Raw genomic sequence first — 14,077 nt, 5'->3', positions numbered from 1 at the left:
CTATGCAGAAGTTATTGATTCCAACGCTGCTGGGCCTGGCGATGTTCGCCGGTTCAGTCAACGCCGCCGCCCCACTGCGTCCACCCCAGGGCTATTTCGCCCCAGTGGAAGCGTTCAAGACCGGCGACTTCAAGAATGACTGCGACGCCATGCCGGCGCCGTACACCGGCTCGCTGCAATTTCGCAGCAAGTACGAAGGTTCGGACAAAGCCCGCGCCACCTTGAACACCCAGTCCGAAAAAGCCTTTCGCGACAGCACCGCCGACATCACCAAGCTGGAAAAAGACACCAGCAAGCGCGTGATGCAGTTCATGCGTGACGGTCGCCCGGAGCAGCTGGAATGCACGCTCAACTGGCTGACCAGCTGGGCCAAGGCAGACGCACTGATGTCCAAGGACTTCAACCACACCGGCAAGTCCATGCGCAAATGGGCGCTGGGCAGCATGGCTTCGGCCTATGTGCGCCTGAAGTTCTCCGACTCGCACCCGCTGGCCAACCACCAGCAGGAATCGCAGCTGATCGAAGCCTGGTTCAACAAACTGGCCGATCAGGTGGTGAGCGACTGGGACAACCTGCCGCTGGAAAAAACCAACAACCACTCCTACTGGGCCGCCTGGTCGGTGATGGCCACGTCCGTCGCCACCAACCGTCGCGACCTGTTTGATTGGGCCGTCAAGGAATACAAGGTCGGCGTGAACCAGGTCGACGACCAGGGCTTCCTGCCCAACGAATTGAAGCGCCAGCAACGCGCGTTGTCGTACCACAACTACGCGCTGCCGCCGCTGTCGATGATCGCCAGTTTTGCCCTGGTCAACGGTGTGGACCTGCGCCAGGAAAACAACGGCGCGCTCAAGCGCCTGGGCGACAAGGTGCTGGCCGGGGTCAAGGACCCAGAGATCTTCGAACAAAAGAACGGCAAAGAGCAGGACATGAAGGACTTGAAACAGGACATGAAATTCGCCTGGCTCGAACCTTTCTGCACCCTCTACACCTGTGCGCCGGATGTGCTCGAGCGCAAGCACGGGATGCAGCCCTTCAAGACGTTCCGCCTCGGGGGTGACCTGACCAAGGTCTACGACCCGACGCACGAAAAAGGCAACAAAGGCTCTTGAAAAAGCAACTGACGAAACGGGGCACAAATGTGGGAGCGGGCTTGCTCGCGAAGGCGGAGTGTCAGTCGACACATCTGTTACTGAACCACCGCTTTCGCGAGCAAGCCCGCTCCCACAGTTTGAACCGGTTTCGTCAGTAGGAATGTTGTACCGCCCTCCCCCGAATTCCGTGGGGGGGTTTGGGGGGGCTCTGGCCCTTGACTGTTGGTTAAACATGGAGAGATCGGGATGGTTTTCTCGTCCAATGTGTTCCTGTTTCTGTTCTTGCCGATCTTTCTCGGCTTGTACTACTTGAGCGGGCAACGCTATCGCAACTTGCTGCTGCTGTTGGCCAGCTACGTGTTCTACGCCTGGTGGCGAGTGGACTTCCTGGCACTATTCGCCGCCGTGACGCTGTGGAACTACTGGATCGGCCTCAAGGTCGGTGCGGCCGGCGTGCGCACCAAGCCGGCCCAACGCTGGCTGCTATTGGGCGTGGTGGTTGACCTGTGCATCCTCGGCTACTTCAAGTACGCCAACTTCGGCGTCGACAGCATCAACGTCATGATGAAGTCGGCCGGCCTGGAGCCGTTCATCCTGACCCACGTGCTGCTGCCGATCGGGATCTCGTTCTACATCTTCGAGTCCATCAGCTACATCATCGACGTGTACCGTGGTGATACCCCGGCGACCCGCAACCTGATCGACTTTGCGGCGTTCGTGGCGATCTTCCCGCACTTGATTGCCGGCCCGGTGTTGCGCTTTCGCGACCTGGCCGACCAGTTCAACAACCGCACCCACACCCTCGACAAGTTCTCCGAGGGCTGCACGCGGTTCATGCAGGGTTTCATCAAGAAGGTGTTCATTGCCGACACCCTGGCAGTGGTGGCCGACCATTGCTTTGCCCTGCAAAACCCGACCACGGGCGACGCCTGGCTCGGCGCGCTGGCCTACACCGCGCAGCTGTATTTCGACTTCTCCGGCTACAGCGACATGGCCATCGGCCTGGGCTTGATGATGGGCTTCCGCTTCATGGAGAACTTCAAGCAGCCGTACATCAGCCAGTCGATCACCGAGTTCTGGCGGCGCTGGCACATCAGCCTGTCCACCTGGCTGCGTGACTACCTGTACATCACCCTGGGCGGCAACCGTAAAGGCACGCTGACCACCTACCGCAACCTGTTCCTGACCATGCTGCTCGGTGGCCTGTGGCACGGTGCGAACATCACCTACATCGTCTGGGGTGCGTGGCACGGCATGTGGCTGGCTATTGAAAAAGCCATCGGCCTCAACACTTCGCCGCGCAGCTTCAACCCGGTGCGTTGGGCCTTCACCTTCCTGCTGGTGGTGATGGGCTGGGTGATCTTCCGCGCCGAGAACCTGCACGTCGCCGGCCGTATGTACGGTGCGATGTTCAGCTTTGGCGAGTGGTCGCTGTCGGAACTCAACCGCGCCAACCTCACCGGCCTGCAAGTGGCCACCCTGGTGGTGGCATACGCAACCCTGGCGTTCTTCGGCCTGCGCGACTTCTACACCAACCGCCCAGCCGAGAAGACCGAGGAAACCCAGCCAGCCGACCCGAGCCTGATCAAGGCCGTACCGGGCGACAACCCTGGCAGCATCCACGAACCCGGCTTCACCGTGGGCCAGGATGCCGCCGTGCAACCGGCCTACTGGACCGCTGACTGGCCACGCTACGCCATGCGCGCTGCGGTGCTGCTGCTGTTCGTGGCGTCGATTCTCAAACTGTCGGCGCAGAGTTTCTCGCCGTTCCTTTACTTCCAATTCTGAGGGAGCCGACCATGACCCGTTCATTACGCGTCCTCTATATCGGCCTGTTCCTGGTGCTGCTGCTGGCCCTGGGCGCCTGGTCGCTGCGCAGCTTCTTCGGCTTCAGCACCAACGCCGACGCCACCGTGCTCAATGGTCGCTGGACCAAAGCCGTCGAGACCCACTACGACGACGAGTTCCCGATCAAGCGCATCGGCACCAACCTGTGGGCCGCGCTGGACTACAAGCTGTTCAATGAAGGCCGCCCTGGCGTGGTGCTGGGCCGCGATCACTGGTTGTACAGCGATGAGGAGTTCAACCCCGCCGTCAACGAAGACCAGAACCTGCAAGGCAACTACGCGCTGGTCGAAGGCGTGCGCCAGAAGCTCAAGGCCCAGGGTATTCAACTGGTGATGGCGATCGTGCCGGCCAAGGTGCGCCTCTACCCGGAACACCTGGGTGAAGTGAAACCGGCGAGCATCCACGCCAACCTCTACGACGACTTCCACGCCCGTGTCGCGGCCGACAAGATCATCGCCCCGGACCTGCTCGGCCCGCTGCAACAGGCCAAGCTCGGCGGTAAGCAGGTGTTCCTGCGCACCGACACCCACTGGACCCCGGACGGTGCCGAAATCGCGGCCAAGCAATTGGCCAAGACCATCGCCGACAAGACGCCACTGAGCGGCGAGCCGCAGCGCTTTGTCACCGAGGCCGAGCACACCGCGCCGCACAAAGGCGACCTGCGTCTGTTCCTGCCGCTGGACCCGCTGTTTGAAAACCTGATGCCGCCGAAAGAGCCGCTGGAAAAACGCGTGACGCACCTGGCCGAAACCAAAGGTGACGACGCCCTGTTCAGCGACAGCGAAACCCCAGTGGCCCTGGTCGGCACCAGCTACAGCGCCAACCCCAACTGGAACTTCGTCGGCGCCCTCAAGCAAGCCTTGGGCAGCGACGTGGTCAGCTACGCCGAAGACGGCCATGGCCCGATCCTGCCGATGCTCAGCTACCTGAAAAGCGATGACTTCAAGAACAGCCCACCCCAGGTGCTGATCTGGGAGTTTCCTGAACGTTATCTGCCCGTGAACAACGAAATCGGTGATGCCGACCCCGCGTGGGTTGCGCAGCTTAAACAAGCCGGTTCGCGCCAACAGAACATGGCTATCAACACTAAATCCGAGACGCCCGACCGGGCGCAAAACTGAAAGAGAGGTAACTCACATGACTTTCACTACAACTCCTCGTCGTCTCGCTAAAACCCTGGCTATCGCGGCCGGCCTGAGCTTCGTTTCGATGTCCGCCTTCGCCGGTGGCGACGCGGCCCTGTACGGCCCTACCGCGCCAAAAGGCTCGAGCTTCGTGCGGATCTACAACGCCAGCAACCAGGAAGTCAGCGCCACCGTCGGCGCCACCAACCTGAGCGACGTTGCACCACTGGCCAGCAGCGACTTCAGCTTCATGCCCGGCGGTGACTACAGCGCCAAGGTCGGCAGCCAGACCGTACCGGTCAAACTCGCAGCCGACCACTACTACACCCTGGTCAACAGCGGCAGCGGCCAGCCACAACTGATCGAAGAGCCACCGTTCAAGAACAAGCAGAAGTCCCTGGTGCGCGTGCAGAACCTCAGCGACAAGGCCCTGACCTTGAAGACGGCTGACGGCAAGACCGATGTGGTCAAGGCCGTTGCGGCCAAAGGGCGTGGCGAGCGTGAAATCAACCCGGTGAAGGTGAGCCTGGCGTTGTATGACGGTGACAAGAAAGTTGGCGATGTGAAGCCGGTGGCCCTGGAGCGTGGTGAGGCAGCGGTGCTGTACGTCACCGGTTCTGGTTCGAGCCTGTCGCCAGTCTGGGTGAAACGCCCCGTGTCGACCCGCTAAACCATTTTCCGGGTTGGTTAAGACCAACCCGGACCGAGACAAAAACAAGAGTGAAACGACAAACCTTCGTAGCTCTGACCCAAATCGATTCAAGGAGAAACACCCATGATTCCAGTAATCCTTTCCGGTGGTAGCGGCTCACGTCTTTGGCCGCTTTCCCGTAAACAGTTCCCTAAACAATTCCTGGCCCTGACCGGCGAGCACACGCTGTTCCAGCAAACCCTGGAACGCCTGGTGTTCGAAGGCATGGACACCCCGATCGTGGTCTGCAACAAGGACCACCGCTTTATCGTCAACGAGCAACTGGCCGCGCGTAAGCTGGAAAGCCAGCGCATCCTGATGGAACCGTTCGGCCGCAACACCGCGCCGGCCGTGGCCCTCACCGCGATGATGCTGGTCAATGAAGGCCGCGACGAGCTGATGCTGGTGCTGCCCGCCGACCACGTGATCGACGACCAGAAAGCCCTGCAACGCGCGCTGGCACTGGCCACCGTGGCCGCCGAGCGTGGCGAGATGGTGCTGTTCGGGGTACCGGCCACCCGTCCGGAAACCGGTTATGGCTACATCAAGTCCACCAACGATTCGCTGCTGCCCGAAGGCGTGAGCCGCGTCGAGCAGTTCGTGGAAAAACCCAATGAAAAACGCGCCATCGAGTTCGTCAAAAGCGGCGGTTACTTCTGGAACAGCGGCATGTTCCTGTTCCGCGCCAGCCGCTTCCTCGAAGAACTGAAAAAGCACGATCCGGACATCTACGACACCTGCCTGCTGACTCTGGAGCGCAGCGAACAGGATGCAGACACCGTGTCCTTCGACGAAGCCACCTTTGCCTGCTGCCCGGACAATTCCATCGACTACGCCGTGATGGAAAAAACCCAGCGCGCCTGCGTGGTGCCGCTGAGTGCCGGTTGGAGTGACGTGGGTTGCTGGGCATCGTTGTGGGCCGTCAACGACAAAGACGTGCACGGCAACGTGAGCAAAGGCGACGTGGTGATCCAGGACAGCCGCAACTGCATGATCCACGGCAACGGCAAACTGGTGTCGGTGATCGGCCTGGACAATATCGTGGTGGTGGAAACCAAGGACGCGATGATGATTGCCCACAAGGACAAGGTCCAGGGCGTCAAGCAGATGGTCTCGACCCTCAACGACCAGGGCCGCAGCGAAACCCAGAACCACTGCGAAGTCTATCGTCCGTGGGGCTCCTACGACTCGGTGGACATGGGCGGGCGTTTCCAGGTCAAGCACATCTCGGTCAAGCCGGGCGCATGCCTGTCACTGCAGATGCACCACCACCGCGCCGAACACTGGATCGTGGTCAGCGGCACCGCCGAAGTGACCTGTGACGAGAACGTGTTCCTGCTCACCGAGAACCAGTCCACCTACATCCCGATCGCCTCGGTGCACCGCCTGCGCAACCCGGGCAAGATCCCGTTGGAGATCATCGAAGTGCAATCGGGCAGCTATTTGGGTGAAGACGATATCGAGCGCTTTGAAGATATCTACGGTCGCTCGACCCCGGTTGAACGTGGCGTGTCGGTGAAAACTATCGCGCAGTAACAGAGTCGTACAAGAAGCCCCCGTCCAGCCGACTGCGTCCCCTATCCGCAGCCGGTTGGGCGGGGGCTTTTTAATGCCGCGAATACCCCGCAGGCATTATGAGCGCCGTTACCGACGGTCAGCATTCTGGATTTTTTCAGCACCGTACAACTGGGCAACCTGTCCCCCCAAAGCCATCGCCGTACCCAAGACTTTGCCGAGCGTACCGTGACTGTTGGCAATCGTATGTCCAACGTCCTTGACCACAGCACCGCCCATGACAATCCCGACCCCCTTGGCTTTTTGGGCGTTCACACTGGCGCTGTCAGGACGCGTCTTCGGGAAACAACCCTGGGACGATTCCAGTATCTGTTGCTGCAAGCTCGTCAGTTTCTGACCTTGTCTTCGATCCAACGGGCGACAGGACGCGTTCGCACTCGTTTGCGCGGACGCGCCAGCATCGGACGTTCGCTGGGGAAGGATAAGAGAAGATGCCACAGAGGCAAGTGCAGAGGTCACGGCCGGGACAATAATGGCTGATGCGATCATAGTTCGTCTCACTGGGTCAGATTGCGGTGATACCCACTTGGGTAGTCTGTATTTCCCTATGTTCGATCTGTGGAAAAAATGAGTCATCAGGTTCCCTCTCGCCCAGCCGACCGCGTCGTTTATCCGCAGGCGGCTGGGCAGAGGACTCCTTAGCTCTATTTCGCCCAGTTACGCGGGGCAAAGGCGTTGTAACTGCCGCTGCTGTTGTCCTTACCCGCGTCTTTATACTCGGCCTTGCCAATTTTCTCGGCAGTTTTGCCCCCCCACATTAAAGCCGTACCGACGGCTTTTGTGGTTGCCCCCCCCGTTTTCGCCATGTTCTTCCCAACCGTTTTTGCCACTCCCCCAAAGATCGTCATGGCAGCTGCTTGGGCTTGGTCCGAGTTCGGCAGCATGGAAAGCCGCGGAGAGACGTATGAAGCAAGGTGCTCGTTGATGCCTTGCATCAACGTTTGCCGCAGGTTCGTAAGCCCCAGGTTTTGCATACGAGACACCATGGATGAACTGACCTCATGTTCAGGATGAGTTGCCCCCGTCTGGGTGGGTGCTGGTGCAGCGGTTGCCAAAGGTGTTGGCGCAATTGGAGACGTCAGTACGGGTGTCGAAATAGTTGAAACGGTCATAAAAATCTCGCTTTGCAAGCTTTAGGTTAAGGACCGTCCTGGTTTTGCAGTGTTTCCTTCCGTGCTCAATCTCAGTGGAAAGATCTCGGAACCGGTTCCTGTCTTTAAAAAATAAACAGCTGCGCGCCCTCAAGAGTGCAAGCCGCAATAGGCATCAAGCCCAACCCGCAGGTAGGATGTTTTATCCGCATATGAGGTTGTCACCATGTTCTTCGGCGTCCTACTGATCATCACCTGGCTGGTCCTGCTGCTGCGCTACCCAGCCAAAGCCTTGCCGGTGTCGTTGGCTGCCGCCGTCGGCCTGGGGTTCGTGGCGATCTGGGTGGTCTGGCTGGACAACCGCGAAGCCTCCCAACTGGCCCGCCTGGAGCTGCGCATCATCTACGCCGTCGACGAATGCCCCGCCGACCGCCCGCTCAAGTTGACCTTGAACAACGGCAACGACGTGCCGCTTACCGAACTACGCTGGCGCGTCGCCGCGTATGCGCCGGGCGATACGGTGAACCTCGCGGACAACGTCTATGCTGCCCCACGCTATCGCGGCCCCGGTGAGTTGCAAGCCGGCGCCACCTGGGAAGACTGCCTGCCCACTCCGCCCTTGCGCCCCGGCTACCGCGCACAAACCCTGGAATTTCGTGCCGAGCACCTGCAAGGCAGTTTCTCGGACTGATTAAGGATCGATCCATGCCCAACGTACTCATCACCGGTTGTTCCAGCGGCATCGGCCGCGCCCTGGCGGACGCATTCAAAGCCGCCGGCTACACGGTATGGGCCAGCGCCCGCCGCCCAGAAGACGTCGCCGCCCTCGCTGCGGCGGGCTTTAATGCCGTCGAACTGGACGTCAACGACAGCGCTGCCCTACGGCGCCTGGCCGAGCAATTGGGCGAATTGGATGTGCTGATCAACAACGCCGGTTATGGCGCCATGGGTCCGTTGCTCGACGGCGGCACCGAAGCGATGCAACGTCAATTCGAAACCAACGTGTTCTCCATCGTCGGCGTGACCCAGGCGTTGTTCCCGGCCCTGCGCCGCAGCCAGGGATTGGTAGTGAATATCGGCAGTGTTTCCGGTGTGTTGGTAACGCCGTTTGCGGGCGCCTACTGCGCATCGAAAGCGGCCGTGCACGCCTTGAGCGATGCGCTGCGCATGGAACTGGCACCGTTTGGCGTGCAGGTGATGGAGGTGCAGCCAGGGGCCATTGATACGAGCTTCGCCAAAAACGCCGGGGCCCAGGCTGAATTGCTGATCAACGAACAGTCCCCCTGGTGGCCGCTGCGCGAAGGCATCCGCGCCCGCTCCCAGGCCTCGCAAGACAACCCTACCCCGGCCCACCGGTTTGCCGCGCAAGTGCTCAAGGGCGTACAGCACCCCGTGCCACCGCGTTTGCTGCGCGCCGGAAATGGCAGCCGAGCGTTACCGTTGATGGCCGCGTTACTGCCCAAAGGTTTATTGGAGCGCGTTTTGAAGAAACGCTTTGGATTGGAACGGAGTTTGTAATGATCGACTACAGCGACTTTTTTGAAGAAGTGATCCAGACGCACGTCGAGATCGAGCAATGGTTTGCCGGGGTTGCACCCGAGGGCACCTTGCAAAACCTGCTCGCCCGTTTCTCCCCGGAATTCAGCATGGTCGCCCCGGCCACTGGCGCTCGGGTCAACGCGGCCGGGGTCAATGCCCTGTTTACACGGTTGGGCGGCATGCGCCCGGGGTTGGAGATCACCTTGAGCGAGATGGCCGGTATCGATCGCCATGCACGTGGCGCCACGGTGACCTATCGCGAACATCAGGTGGATGCCAGCGGCACCCAGACAGATCGCCGTGCCACGGTGGTGTTCGAGAAGCAGGCCAGTGGCGCGTTGCTGTGGCGCCATTTGCATGAAACGTTTATCGCGCAATGACATAGCTATCAGGCCATGTCCTACAAAAAACAGCGAACAGCCTGACATCACTTAAAGGAATCAATCCCCAGGCTCTTTCACCTCTGTCTGCTCACAGGTGAAAGGATGCCTAGGGATTTTCTGCAAAGCGGTGTGCCGCAAGCGCACACCACCACTCGCCAGCGGCTGAACAGCCTGCTGGACCTCCCCAAACTCTATCGAACAATCGACGCCGACCCGGGCATCGTCGGCGCCGGCGTGGTGCATATCGGCAGTGACTACCAAGTGACGGTGCTGCGTGAATTTGTGCCGTTGTGCAGCATCAGGCCCAAACGTGTGATTTTGCGGGAGGTGTCGGGGCCTGTGATGACTGGGGAGGAGTATGCGCAGTTGGCGGCGGGGTCGCCGCGTGAGTCTCAGCTGTGGCGGGAGGCGTCGGGGATGGCTCTATCCTGCGCAGGGGCTGCGATTGGAATCGTGGTGGCAAAGGCAGGCATCGCGACGGCTCCACTCAGTGCAGGTTCCAGCCTGACCGTCTCTTATATTGCCTACACAGCCGCCGCTACCAGTGGTGTGCAATGTGCCAATGGCTTATGGCGAACCTACAAAGAACTCACTAACCCGGCAGAAAACGATTATTACGACAGCCTGAGCTGGTATCAGACAATGACCTTGGCCCTGGACGGCATCTCATTGGTGGGCGCAGGTAGCACGACATTTGTCACGATAAAGACAGTCATGATGGTCAAAAGCACAACGGGCCGCGATCTGACTGACATTTTGAGGCGAATGAGCCGCCAGGAACGCGCAAAGCTGACAAACGAAGTGCTGCGCCTGCAAAACCCTCGTCACCCCCGCGAAATGATCCGTTTAAAGCAGCTGGCCGGAAAACTTCCCAAACGTTTCAGCAATGCCCAGATACGTCAGGACATTCTCATTCAAATTGCCGATCAGTTGGCTGGCGCTTTTGCTGTAGCCGGCAGCGTTCTATCAGGAAACATCAACCACCTCGTCATCGCACTCTATGAGGAGTTCGACAGCCATGAGCACTAAAAACGGCCCGATGCCAGCACCGGGAACATTGAGCAGTTACACCAGGCGTTTTGCTTTCACGGCAGGGACTGCGGTGGCCATGATCTTGGCCAGCAGTTCAGGCAACCTGTCACATAGCCTGTCCTACTACGCCCGAATCAACTACCTGCCCAGCGAATATGCAATAGCGGCGTGCTTTTCATTTGTATTGGCAATGTGCATCGGGTTAGCGCTGGTCGCGGCGGGCTTACGTTCAGGGCCTCCTCTACTGGTGGGCGTCGCAACATTGAACGCGTTACTGTCGACTGGCTACTTAGGGAATCATCCCATTACTCTGTTTGCAGTATTTCCGTTGTTTCAATCTCTGGTTTGCCTGCTGATGCTCAACACAAGAAACCACCGCCGATACGTCAGTATGTTGAGGGTCAAACGCCGTCGCAAAGTCAGAACCAAAATGCTCTGGCAATAACCGACCTCAATCTGCTGATAACTCCCGCACGATCACCGTGCAAGTAATCCCCGCCGCCAACAACACCCCTTCCGGCACTTCGTCGATATGAATCCGCACCGGCACCCGCTGGGCCAGGCGCACCCAGTTGAAGGTCGGGTTCACATCGGCGATCAGCTCGCGGCTTTCGGGGTTGTCGCGGTCGTAGATGCCACGCGAGATGCTTTCCACATGGCCCTTCAAGGTCTCGCCGCTCATCAATTGCATATCGGCTTTATCGCCGACCTTGACGTGGGGCAGCTTGGTTTCTTCGAAGAAGCCATACACCCAGAACGAGTTCATATCCACCACGGCCATCTTGGCTTCGCCGATGCGGGCGTAGTCGCCGCGATGCACATTGAGGTTGGTGACGTAACCATCGACGGCCGCCACCACTTGGGTGCGTTTCAAATTGAGTTCGGCCGCTTCCAGTTGCGCCAGTGCGTGTTGGTAATCGGCCAGCGCCGAGTCGGCGATGTTGCTGGCGTCGTCGCGGTTTTCCTTGGAGATCACCAACGCATCGAGGTCAGCCCGACGGTGAGCATTGACCTTGCGCATTTCCCACGTGGCTTTGCGCGACGCCACCAGCGATTGCGCCTGCTTGACCGCAATGCGGTAGTGCTCGGGGTCGATCTGCATCAGCAGGTCACCCTTTTTCACCAACTGGTTGTCAAGCACCGGTACGTCGACCACCTCACCGGTGACGTCGGCGGCGACGTTGATGATATCGGCACGCACACGGCCGTCACGGGTCCACGGGGTTTCCATGTAGTGCACCCACAGCGTGCGGCCAATCCAGATGGCCAAGGCCAATACCAGCAAGGTCGCGAGCAGGCTGAAAAACTTTTTCATCGGGGCATTCTCAACGGTAGACGGTCAGCGCCAGGGCGCCGAACAGGCAAACGAACAGGCTCAGGCGCAGCAACGCCGGGTGCCAGAAAAAACGGTACAGGTCGAACCCGGCCAGGAACCGATCAAGCGCCCAGGCCAATACGGCTGCGATCAGGAACATCAGGGTCATGGTCGGCATGTACACGCCGTGGAACGCGATTTCACGGGGCATGCGAGGATCCTTTTAGAGCGGCCAGCGGCGATTGCGGGTCCAGCAGCGAGGTGCGGATAAAGTGCAGGTAGCTTTTCACCCGGCGCAGGGCCGAGGTGTCGAAGTGCGGGGCGAAGGGTTCGTCGGTGGCCTGCACGCGGCTGATCGCATGGTCGACCGCGATCAGGCCACGCTCCAGGTTGCTCGCGCTCGGTTGCAGGAACAGCCGCACCAGCGAGCGGCCCATCACGCGGATCGCCTGGCGCCACGGCTGGGATTCGGCGTACGCCGGATGCACCGGCAGAATCGCCTGTTCCTTGCGCAACTCGATGATCGCGTGGCCGACTTCCAGCACCACGAACATCCAGCGCAGCAGGTCGCGCTGTACTTGCGGCTGGCCGACGGCAAGACCGTAGGCCTGGTGCAGCAAATCGCGAGTGCGGCTTTCGAAACTCGACGCCAAGCCCTTGAGCTTGCCGCTGATTGCATACACCACTTGCTCGCGCAGGTCCTGCTCCAACCGCCGCCACAGCCAGCGGCTGTTGGGCGGCAGGATGATCGCCCCCGCCGCCGCGCACACCAGCATGCCGATGACCATGGCGATGTAGTCGTTGATGAAGGTGTAGGGGTTGTAGACCGTCAGGTTGTCCGGCACCGAGCCGGTGCTGAAGAAAATCAGCAGCCCCACGCCGACACCCGCGTATTGGGGGCGCGAAGCGAGGAACGCGCCAAAGATGATCACCGGGGCAAGCATCACGCACAGCAGTGGGAAACCGTCGATCCAGGGGAACACGAAGAACATTTCGACAAAGCCCACCAGGGCCCCGATCAAGGTTCCGCACGCCATCTGGAACGCCATGCGTTTCGGGTTCGGCGTGGCGGCGGACAAGCCCACCGTGGCGGCAGCGATCAGGGTCATGGTCGCGCCGCTAGGCCAGGCGGTGGCCACCCAATAGCTGCCCAAGACGATGAGGATGAATGACGCGCGAATTCCCGAGGCGGCGCAGGCCAGCCAGTTGGTCTTGGGGATGAAGGTTTCGTCCCACTGCTCGCGCGCATGGCTGTGATCCGCCAGGGAAGCGTGGGTTTGCGCGTAGTTATGCAGGTCGTCGACAAAACGGTAAAGAAGCTCGTAGGCGGTGTGGAAATCCAGTTGTTCGGCTTCACTGGGGTTCTCTTCCTGGAAAGCCGCCCGCAAGCTGCGGACCTTGGCGGGCAGGCCGTCCTTGTAAGCGCTCAGTTGGTTGACCAAGCGTGCCGCGTCCGGGCTGGTGAGCGCACGGCCGGAGAAGCCATCGAGCAGTTCGGCAAGATCCTGCAGGCCGGGTTTGATGGCCGCGACCACATGGTCCGCCTCATCCGTGCGCAAGCGCTCCAGCAACTGATGCAAGGCATTGAAGCGTGTGGTGATGCTCATGAACTCGCTGTTGAGGCGACTGAGCCGGCCGTTGCGCCGACGCATGTGCGGGTCTTCAAACACCGTGATGCTGCGCAGCCCTTCCAGGCCCACGGCTTCGGCGATAAAACGCACGTTGCTGGCCTCGAAACCCTCACGCTGGCTGCGCCCACGCAGGCCGTCGGTGACGAACAGCGCAAACACGCCGAAGCGCTGGTACAAGGCGTTGCGCATGGCGGCACTGCTGGTTTGCGGCAGGATCGCGGCACTCACCAGGGTGGAACACAGAATCCCCAGGGAGATTTCCAGCACCCGCCACACCGCCGCCATGAAGGCGCCGTCCGGATGCGCCAGGGCCGGCAGCCCGACCATCGCCGCCGTATAACCGGCCAGCACAAAACCATAGGCGCGAAAGTTGCGGTTGCGCGTGGCACCGGCGGTGCAGATGCCCACCCAGATCGCCAAGGCGCCGAGGAACAACTCGGTGTTCTGCGCAAACAAGGCAATCAACAACACCATCACCGCCGACCCCGCCAAGGTGCCAAGAAAGCGATAAAAGCTCTTGGCGAACACCTGGCCGCTTTGCGGTTGCATGACGATAAACACGGTGATCATCGCTGTGCGCGGTTGCGGCAGTTCCAGGCGCATGGCCAGCCACAGCGTGAGGAACGCGGCGATCAGCACCTTGAAGATATACACCCAGGTCACGCCGTCGCTGCGTGCCCAGTCGAAAAAGCCACGGCGCCACTCAAGGGCATGCAGCCAGCGCAGCGGTGCAGGCAAGGGAGTCATCGCATCC

General features: G+C 60.3%; 15 protein-coding genes. 10 read left to right on the top strand and 5 right to left on the bottom strand.

The window, feature by feature from the left end; all coding sequences use genetic code 11:
- The first annotated feature begins 2 nt into the window (after positions 1 to 2).
- The 5 genes from HX823_RS10345 (at position 3) to HX823_RS10325 (ending at position 6,293) form a co-directional block, all read left to right on the top strand.
- On the top strand, positions 3 to 1,112 hold the full coding sequence (locus HX823_RS10345) for a mannuronate-specific alginate lyase (RefSeq protein ID WP_177074804.1): 1,110 nt from the start codon (positions 3 to 5) through the stop codon (positions 1,110 to 1,112).
- A 228-nt stretch (positions 1,113 to 1,340) separates the two neighbouring features.
- Positions 1,341 to 2,882: an MBOAT family protein gene (locus tag HX823_RS10340; protein WP_177074803.1), complete on the top strand. Its 1,542-nt coding sequence runs from the start codon at positions 1,341 to 1,343 to the stop codon at positions 2,880 to 2,882.
- A gap of 11 nt (positions 2,883 to 2,893) precedes the next feature.
- The gene (locus tag HX823_RS10335; RefSeq protein WP_038849947.1) at positions 2,894 to 4,063 is read left to right on the top strand and encodes an alginate O-acetyltransferase; all 1,170 of its coding nucleotides are present in this window, start codon (positions 2,894 to 2,896) and stop codon (positions 4,061 to 4,063) included.
- 16 nt (positions 4,064 to 4,079) lie between these two features.
- On the top strand, positions 4,080 to 4,736 hold the full coding sequence (locus HX823_RS10330) for an alginate O-acetyltransferase AlgF (RefSeq protein ID WP_021491856.1): 657 nt from the start codon (positions 4,080 to 4,082) through the stop codon (positions 4,734 to 4,736).
- 105 nt (positions 4,737 to 4,841) lie between these two features.
- A complete protein-coding gene (locus tag HX823_RS10325; protein WP_038849944.1) occupies positions 4,842 to 6,293 on the top strand; it encodes a mannose-1-phosphate guanylyltransferase/mannose-6-phosphate isomerase in 1,452 nt (483 codons plus the stop codon).
- A gap of 108 nt (positions 6,294 to 6,401) precedes the next feature.
- On the opposite strand, the gene HX823_RS10320 is transcribed toward HX823_RS10325, so the two are convergent.
- Positions 6,402 to 6,821, bottom strand: a complete 420-nt coding sequence (locus HX823_RS10320) for a hypothetical protein (RefSeq protein ID WP_177074802.1) — start codon at positions 6,819 to 6,821, stop codon at positions 6,402 to 6,404.
- Between the two features lie 155 nt (positions 6,822 to 6,976).
- Entirely contained in the window at positions 6,977 to 7,444 is a 468-nt protein-coding gene (locus tag HX823_RS10315; RefSeq protein WP_177074801.1) for a hypothetical protein, read from the bottom strand.
- 205 nt (positions 7,445 to 7,649) lie between these two features.
- Here HX823_RS10315 and HX823_RS10310 point away from each other — a divergent pair, with 205 nt between their 5' ends.
- From HX823_RS10310 to HX823_RS10290, 5 genes are all read left to right on the top strand, one after another.
- Positions 7,650 to 8,114: a hypothetical protein gene (locus HX823_RS10310; RefSeq protein ID WP_038849941.1), complete on the top strand. Its 465-nt coding sequence runs from the start codon at positions 7,650 to 7,652 to the stop codon at positions 8,112 to 8,114.
- A 14-nt stretch (positions 8,115 to 8,128) separates the two neighbouring features.
- On the top strand, positions 8,129 to 8,941 hold the full coding sequence (locus HX823_RS10305) for an SDR family oxidoreductase (protein ID WP_033899544.1): 813 nt from the start codon (positions 8,129 to 8,131) through the stop codon (positions 8,939 to 8,941).
- The gene (locus tag HX823_RS10300; protein WP_177074800.1) at positions 8,941 to 9,342 is read left to right on the top strand and encodes a DUF4440 domain-containing protein; all 402 of its coding nucleotides are present in this window, start codon (positions 8,941 to 8,943) and stop codon (positions 9,340 to 9,342) included. The genes HX823_RS10305 and HX823_RS10300 overlap by 1 nt, the downstream gene beginning before the upstream one ends.
- Before the next feature lie 105 nt (positions 9,343 to 9,447).
- Positions 9,448 to 10,374, top strand: a complete 927-nt coding sequence (locus tag HX823_RS10295; protein ID WP_050572488.1) for a hypothetical protein — start codon at positions 9,448 to 9,450, stop codon at positions 10,372 to 10,374.
- Positions 10,364 to 10,822, top strand: coding sequence for a hypothetical protein (locus tag HX823_RS10290; RefSeq protein ID WP_256350071.1), 459 nt, complete (start codon positions 10,364 to 10,366; stop codon positions 10,820 to 10,822). Before HX823_RS10295 ends, HX823_RS10290 begins: the two co-directional genes overlap by 11 nt.
- A gap of 6 nt (positions 10,823 to 10,828) precedes the next feature.
- Here the strand turns inward: HX823_RS10290 and HX823_RS10285 are convergent, their stop codons facing one another.
- Genes HX823_RS10285 through HX823_RS10275 form a run of 3 tightly spaced genes read right to left on the bottom strand, consistent with a single transcriptional unit; the run spans position 10,829 to position 14,070 of the window.
- On the bottom strand, positions 10,829 to 11,692 hold the full coding sequence (locus HX823_RS10285; RefSeq protein ID WP_177074799.1) for an HlyD family secretion protein: 864 nt from the start codon (positions 11,690 to 11,692) through the stop codon (positions 10,829 to 10,831).
- Between the two features lie 10 nt (positions 11,693 to 11,702).
- Positions 11,703 to 11,903: a DUF1656 domain-containing protein gene (locus tag HX823_RS10280; RefSeq protein WP_012722318.1), complete on the bottom strand. Its 201-nt coding sequence runs from the start codon at positions 11,901 to 11,903 to the stop codon at positions 11,703 to 11,705.
- The gene (locus HX823_RS10275; protein WP_177074798.1) at positions 11,893 to 14,070 is read right to left on the bottom strand and encodes an FUSC family protein; all 2,178 of its coding nucleotides are present in this window, start codon (positions 14,068 to 14,070) and stop codon (positions 11,893 to 11,895) included. Before HX823_RS10275 ends, HX823_RS10280 begins: the two co-directional genes overlap by 11 nt.
- Positions 14,071 to 14,077 lie beyond the last annotated feature (7 nt).

This window comes from Pseudomonas sp. P7759, assembly GCF_013386445.1.
Lineage (GTDB): Bacteria > Pseudomonadota > Gammaproteobacteria > Pseudomonadales > Pseudomonadaceae > Aquipseudomonas > Aquipseudomonas azotoformans_A.
This window is presented reverse-complemented; position numbering and strand designations above follow the sequence as displayed.

What these genes read in the sequence shown, in the direction of transcription:
- HX823_RS10330 (WP_021491856.1), top strand. Translation starts at nt 4,080, where the DNA reads ATGACTTTCACTACAACTCCTCGTCGTCTCGCTAAAACCCTGGCTATC.
- HX823_RS10285 (WP_177074799.1), bottom strand. Translation starts at nt 11,692, where the DNA reads ATGAAAAAGTTTTTCAGCCTGCTCGCGACCTTGCTGGTATTGGCCTTG.
- HX823_RS10340 (WP_177074803.1), top strand. Translation starts at nt 1,341, where the DNA reads ATGGTTTTCTCGTCCAATGTGTTCCTGTTTCTGTTCTTGCCGATCTTT.
- HX823_RS10320 (WP_177074802.1), bottom strand. Translation starts at nt 6,821, where the DNA reads ATGATCGCATCAGCCATTATTGTCCCGGCCGTGACCTCTGCACTTGCC.
- HX823_RS10325 (WP_038849944.1), top strand. Translation starts at nt 4,842, where the DNA reads ATGATTCCAGTAATCCTTTCCGGTGGTAGCGGCTCACGTCTTTGGCCG.
- HX823_RS10280 (WP_012722318.1), bottom strand. Translation starts at nt 11,903, where the DNA reads ATGCCCCGTGAAATCGCGTTCCACGGCGTGTACATGCCGACCATGACC.
- HX823_RS10310 (WP_038849941.1), top strand. Translation starts at nt 7,650, where the DNA reads ATGTTCTTCGGCGTCCTACTGATCATCACCTGGCTGGTCCTGCTGCTG.
- HX823_RS10295 (WP_050572488.1), top strand. Translation starts at nt 9,448, where the DNA reads ATGCCTAGGGATTTTCTGCAAAGCGGTGTGCCGCAAGCGCACACCACC.
- HX823_RS10290 (WP_256350071.1), top strand. Translation starts at nt 10,364, where the DNA reads ATGAGCACTAAAAACGGCCCGATGCCAGCACCGGGAACATTGAGCAGT.
- HX823_RS10305 (WP_033899544.1), top strand. Translation starts at nt 8,129, where the DNA reads ATGCCCAACGTACTCATCACCGGTTGTTCCAGCGGCATCGGCCGCGCC.
- HX823_RS10335 (WP_038849947.1), top strand. Translation starts at nt 2,894, where the DNA reads ATGACCCGTTCATTACGCGTCCTCTATATCGGCCTGTTCCTGGTGCTG.
- HX823_RS10275 (WP_177074798.1), bottom strand. Translation starts at nt 14,070, where the DNA reads ATGACTCCCTTGCCTGCACCGCTGCGCTGGCTGCATGCCCTTGAGTGG.
- HX823_RS10315 (WP_177074801.1), bottom strand. Translation starts at nt 7,444, where the DNA reads ATGACCGTTTCAACTATTTCGACACCCGTACTGACGTCTCCAATTGCG.
- HX823_RS10345 (WP_177074804.1), top strand. Translation starts at nt 3, where the DNA reads ATGCAGAAGTTATTGATTCCAACGCTGCTGGGCCTGGCGATGTTCGCC.
- HX823_RS10300 (WP_177074800.1), top strand. Translation starts at nt 8,941, where the DNA reads ATGATCGACTACAGCGACTTTTTTGAAGAAGTGATCCAGACGCACGTC.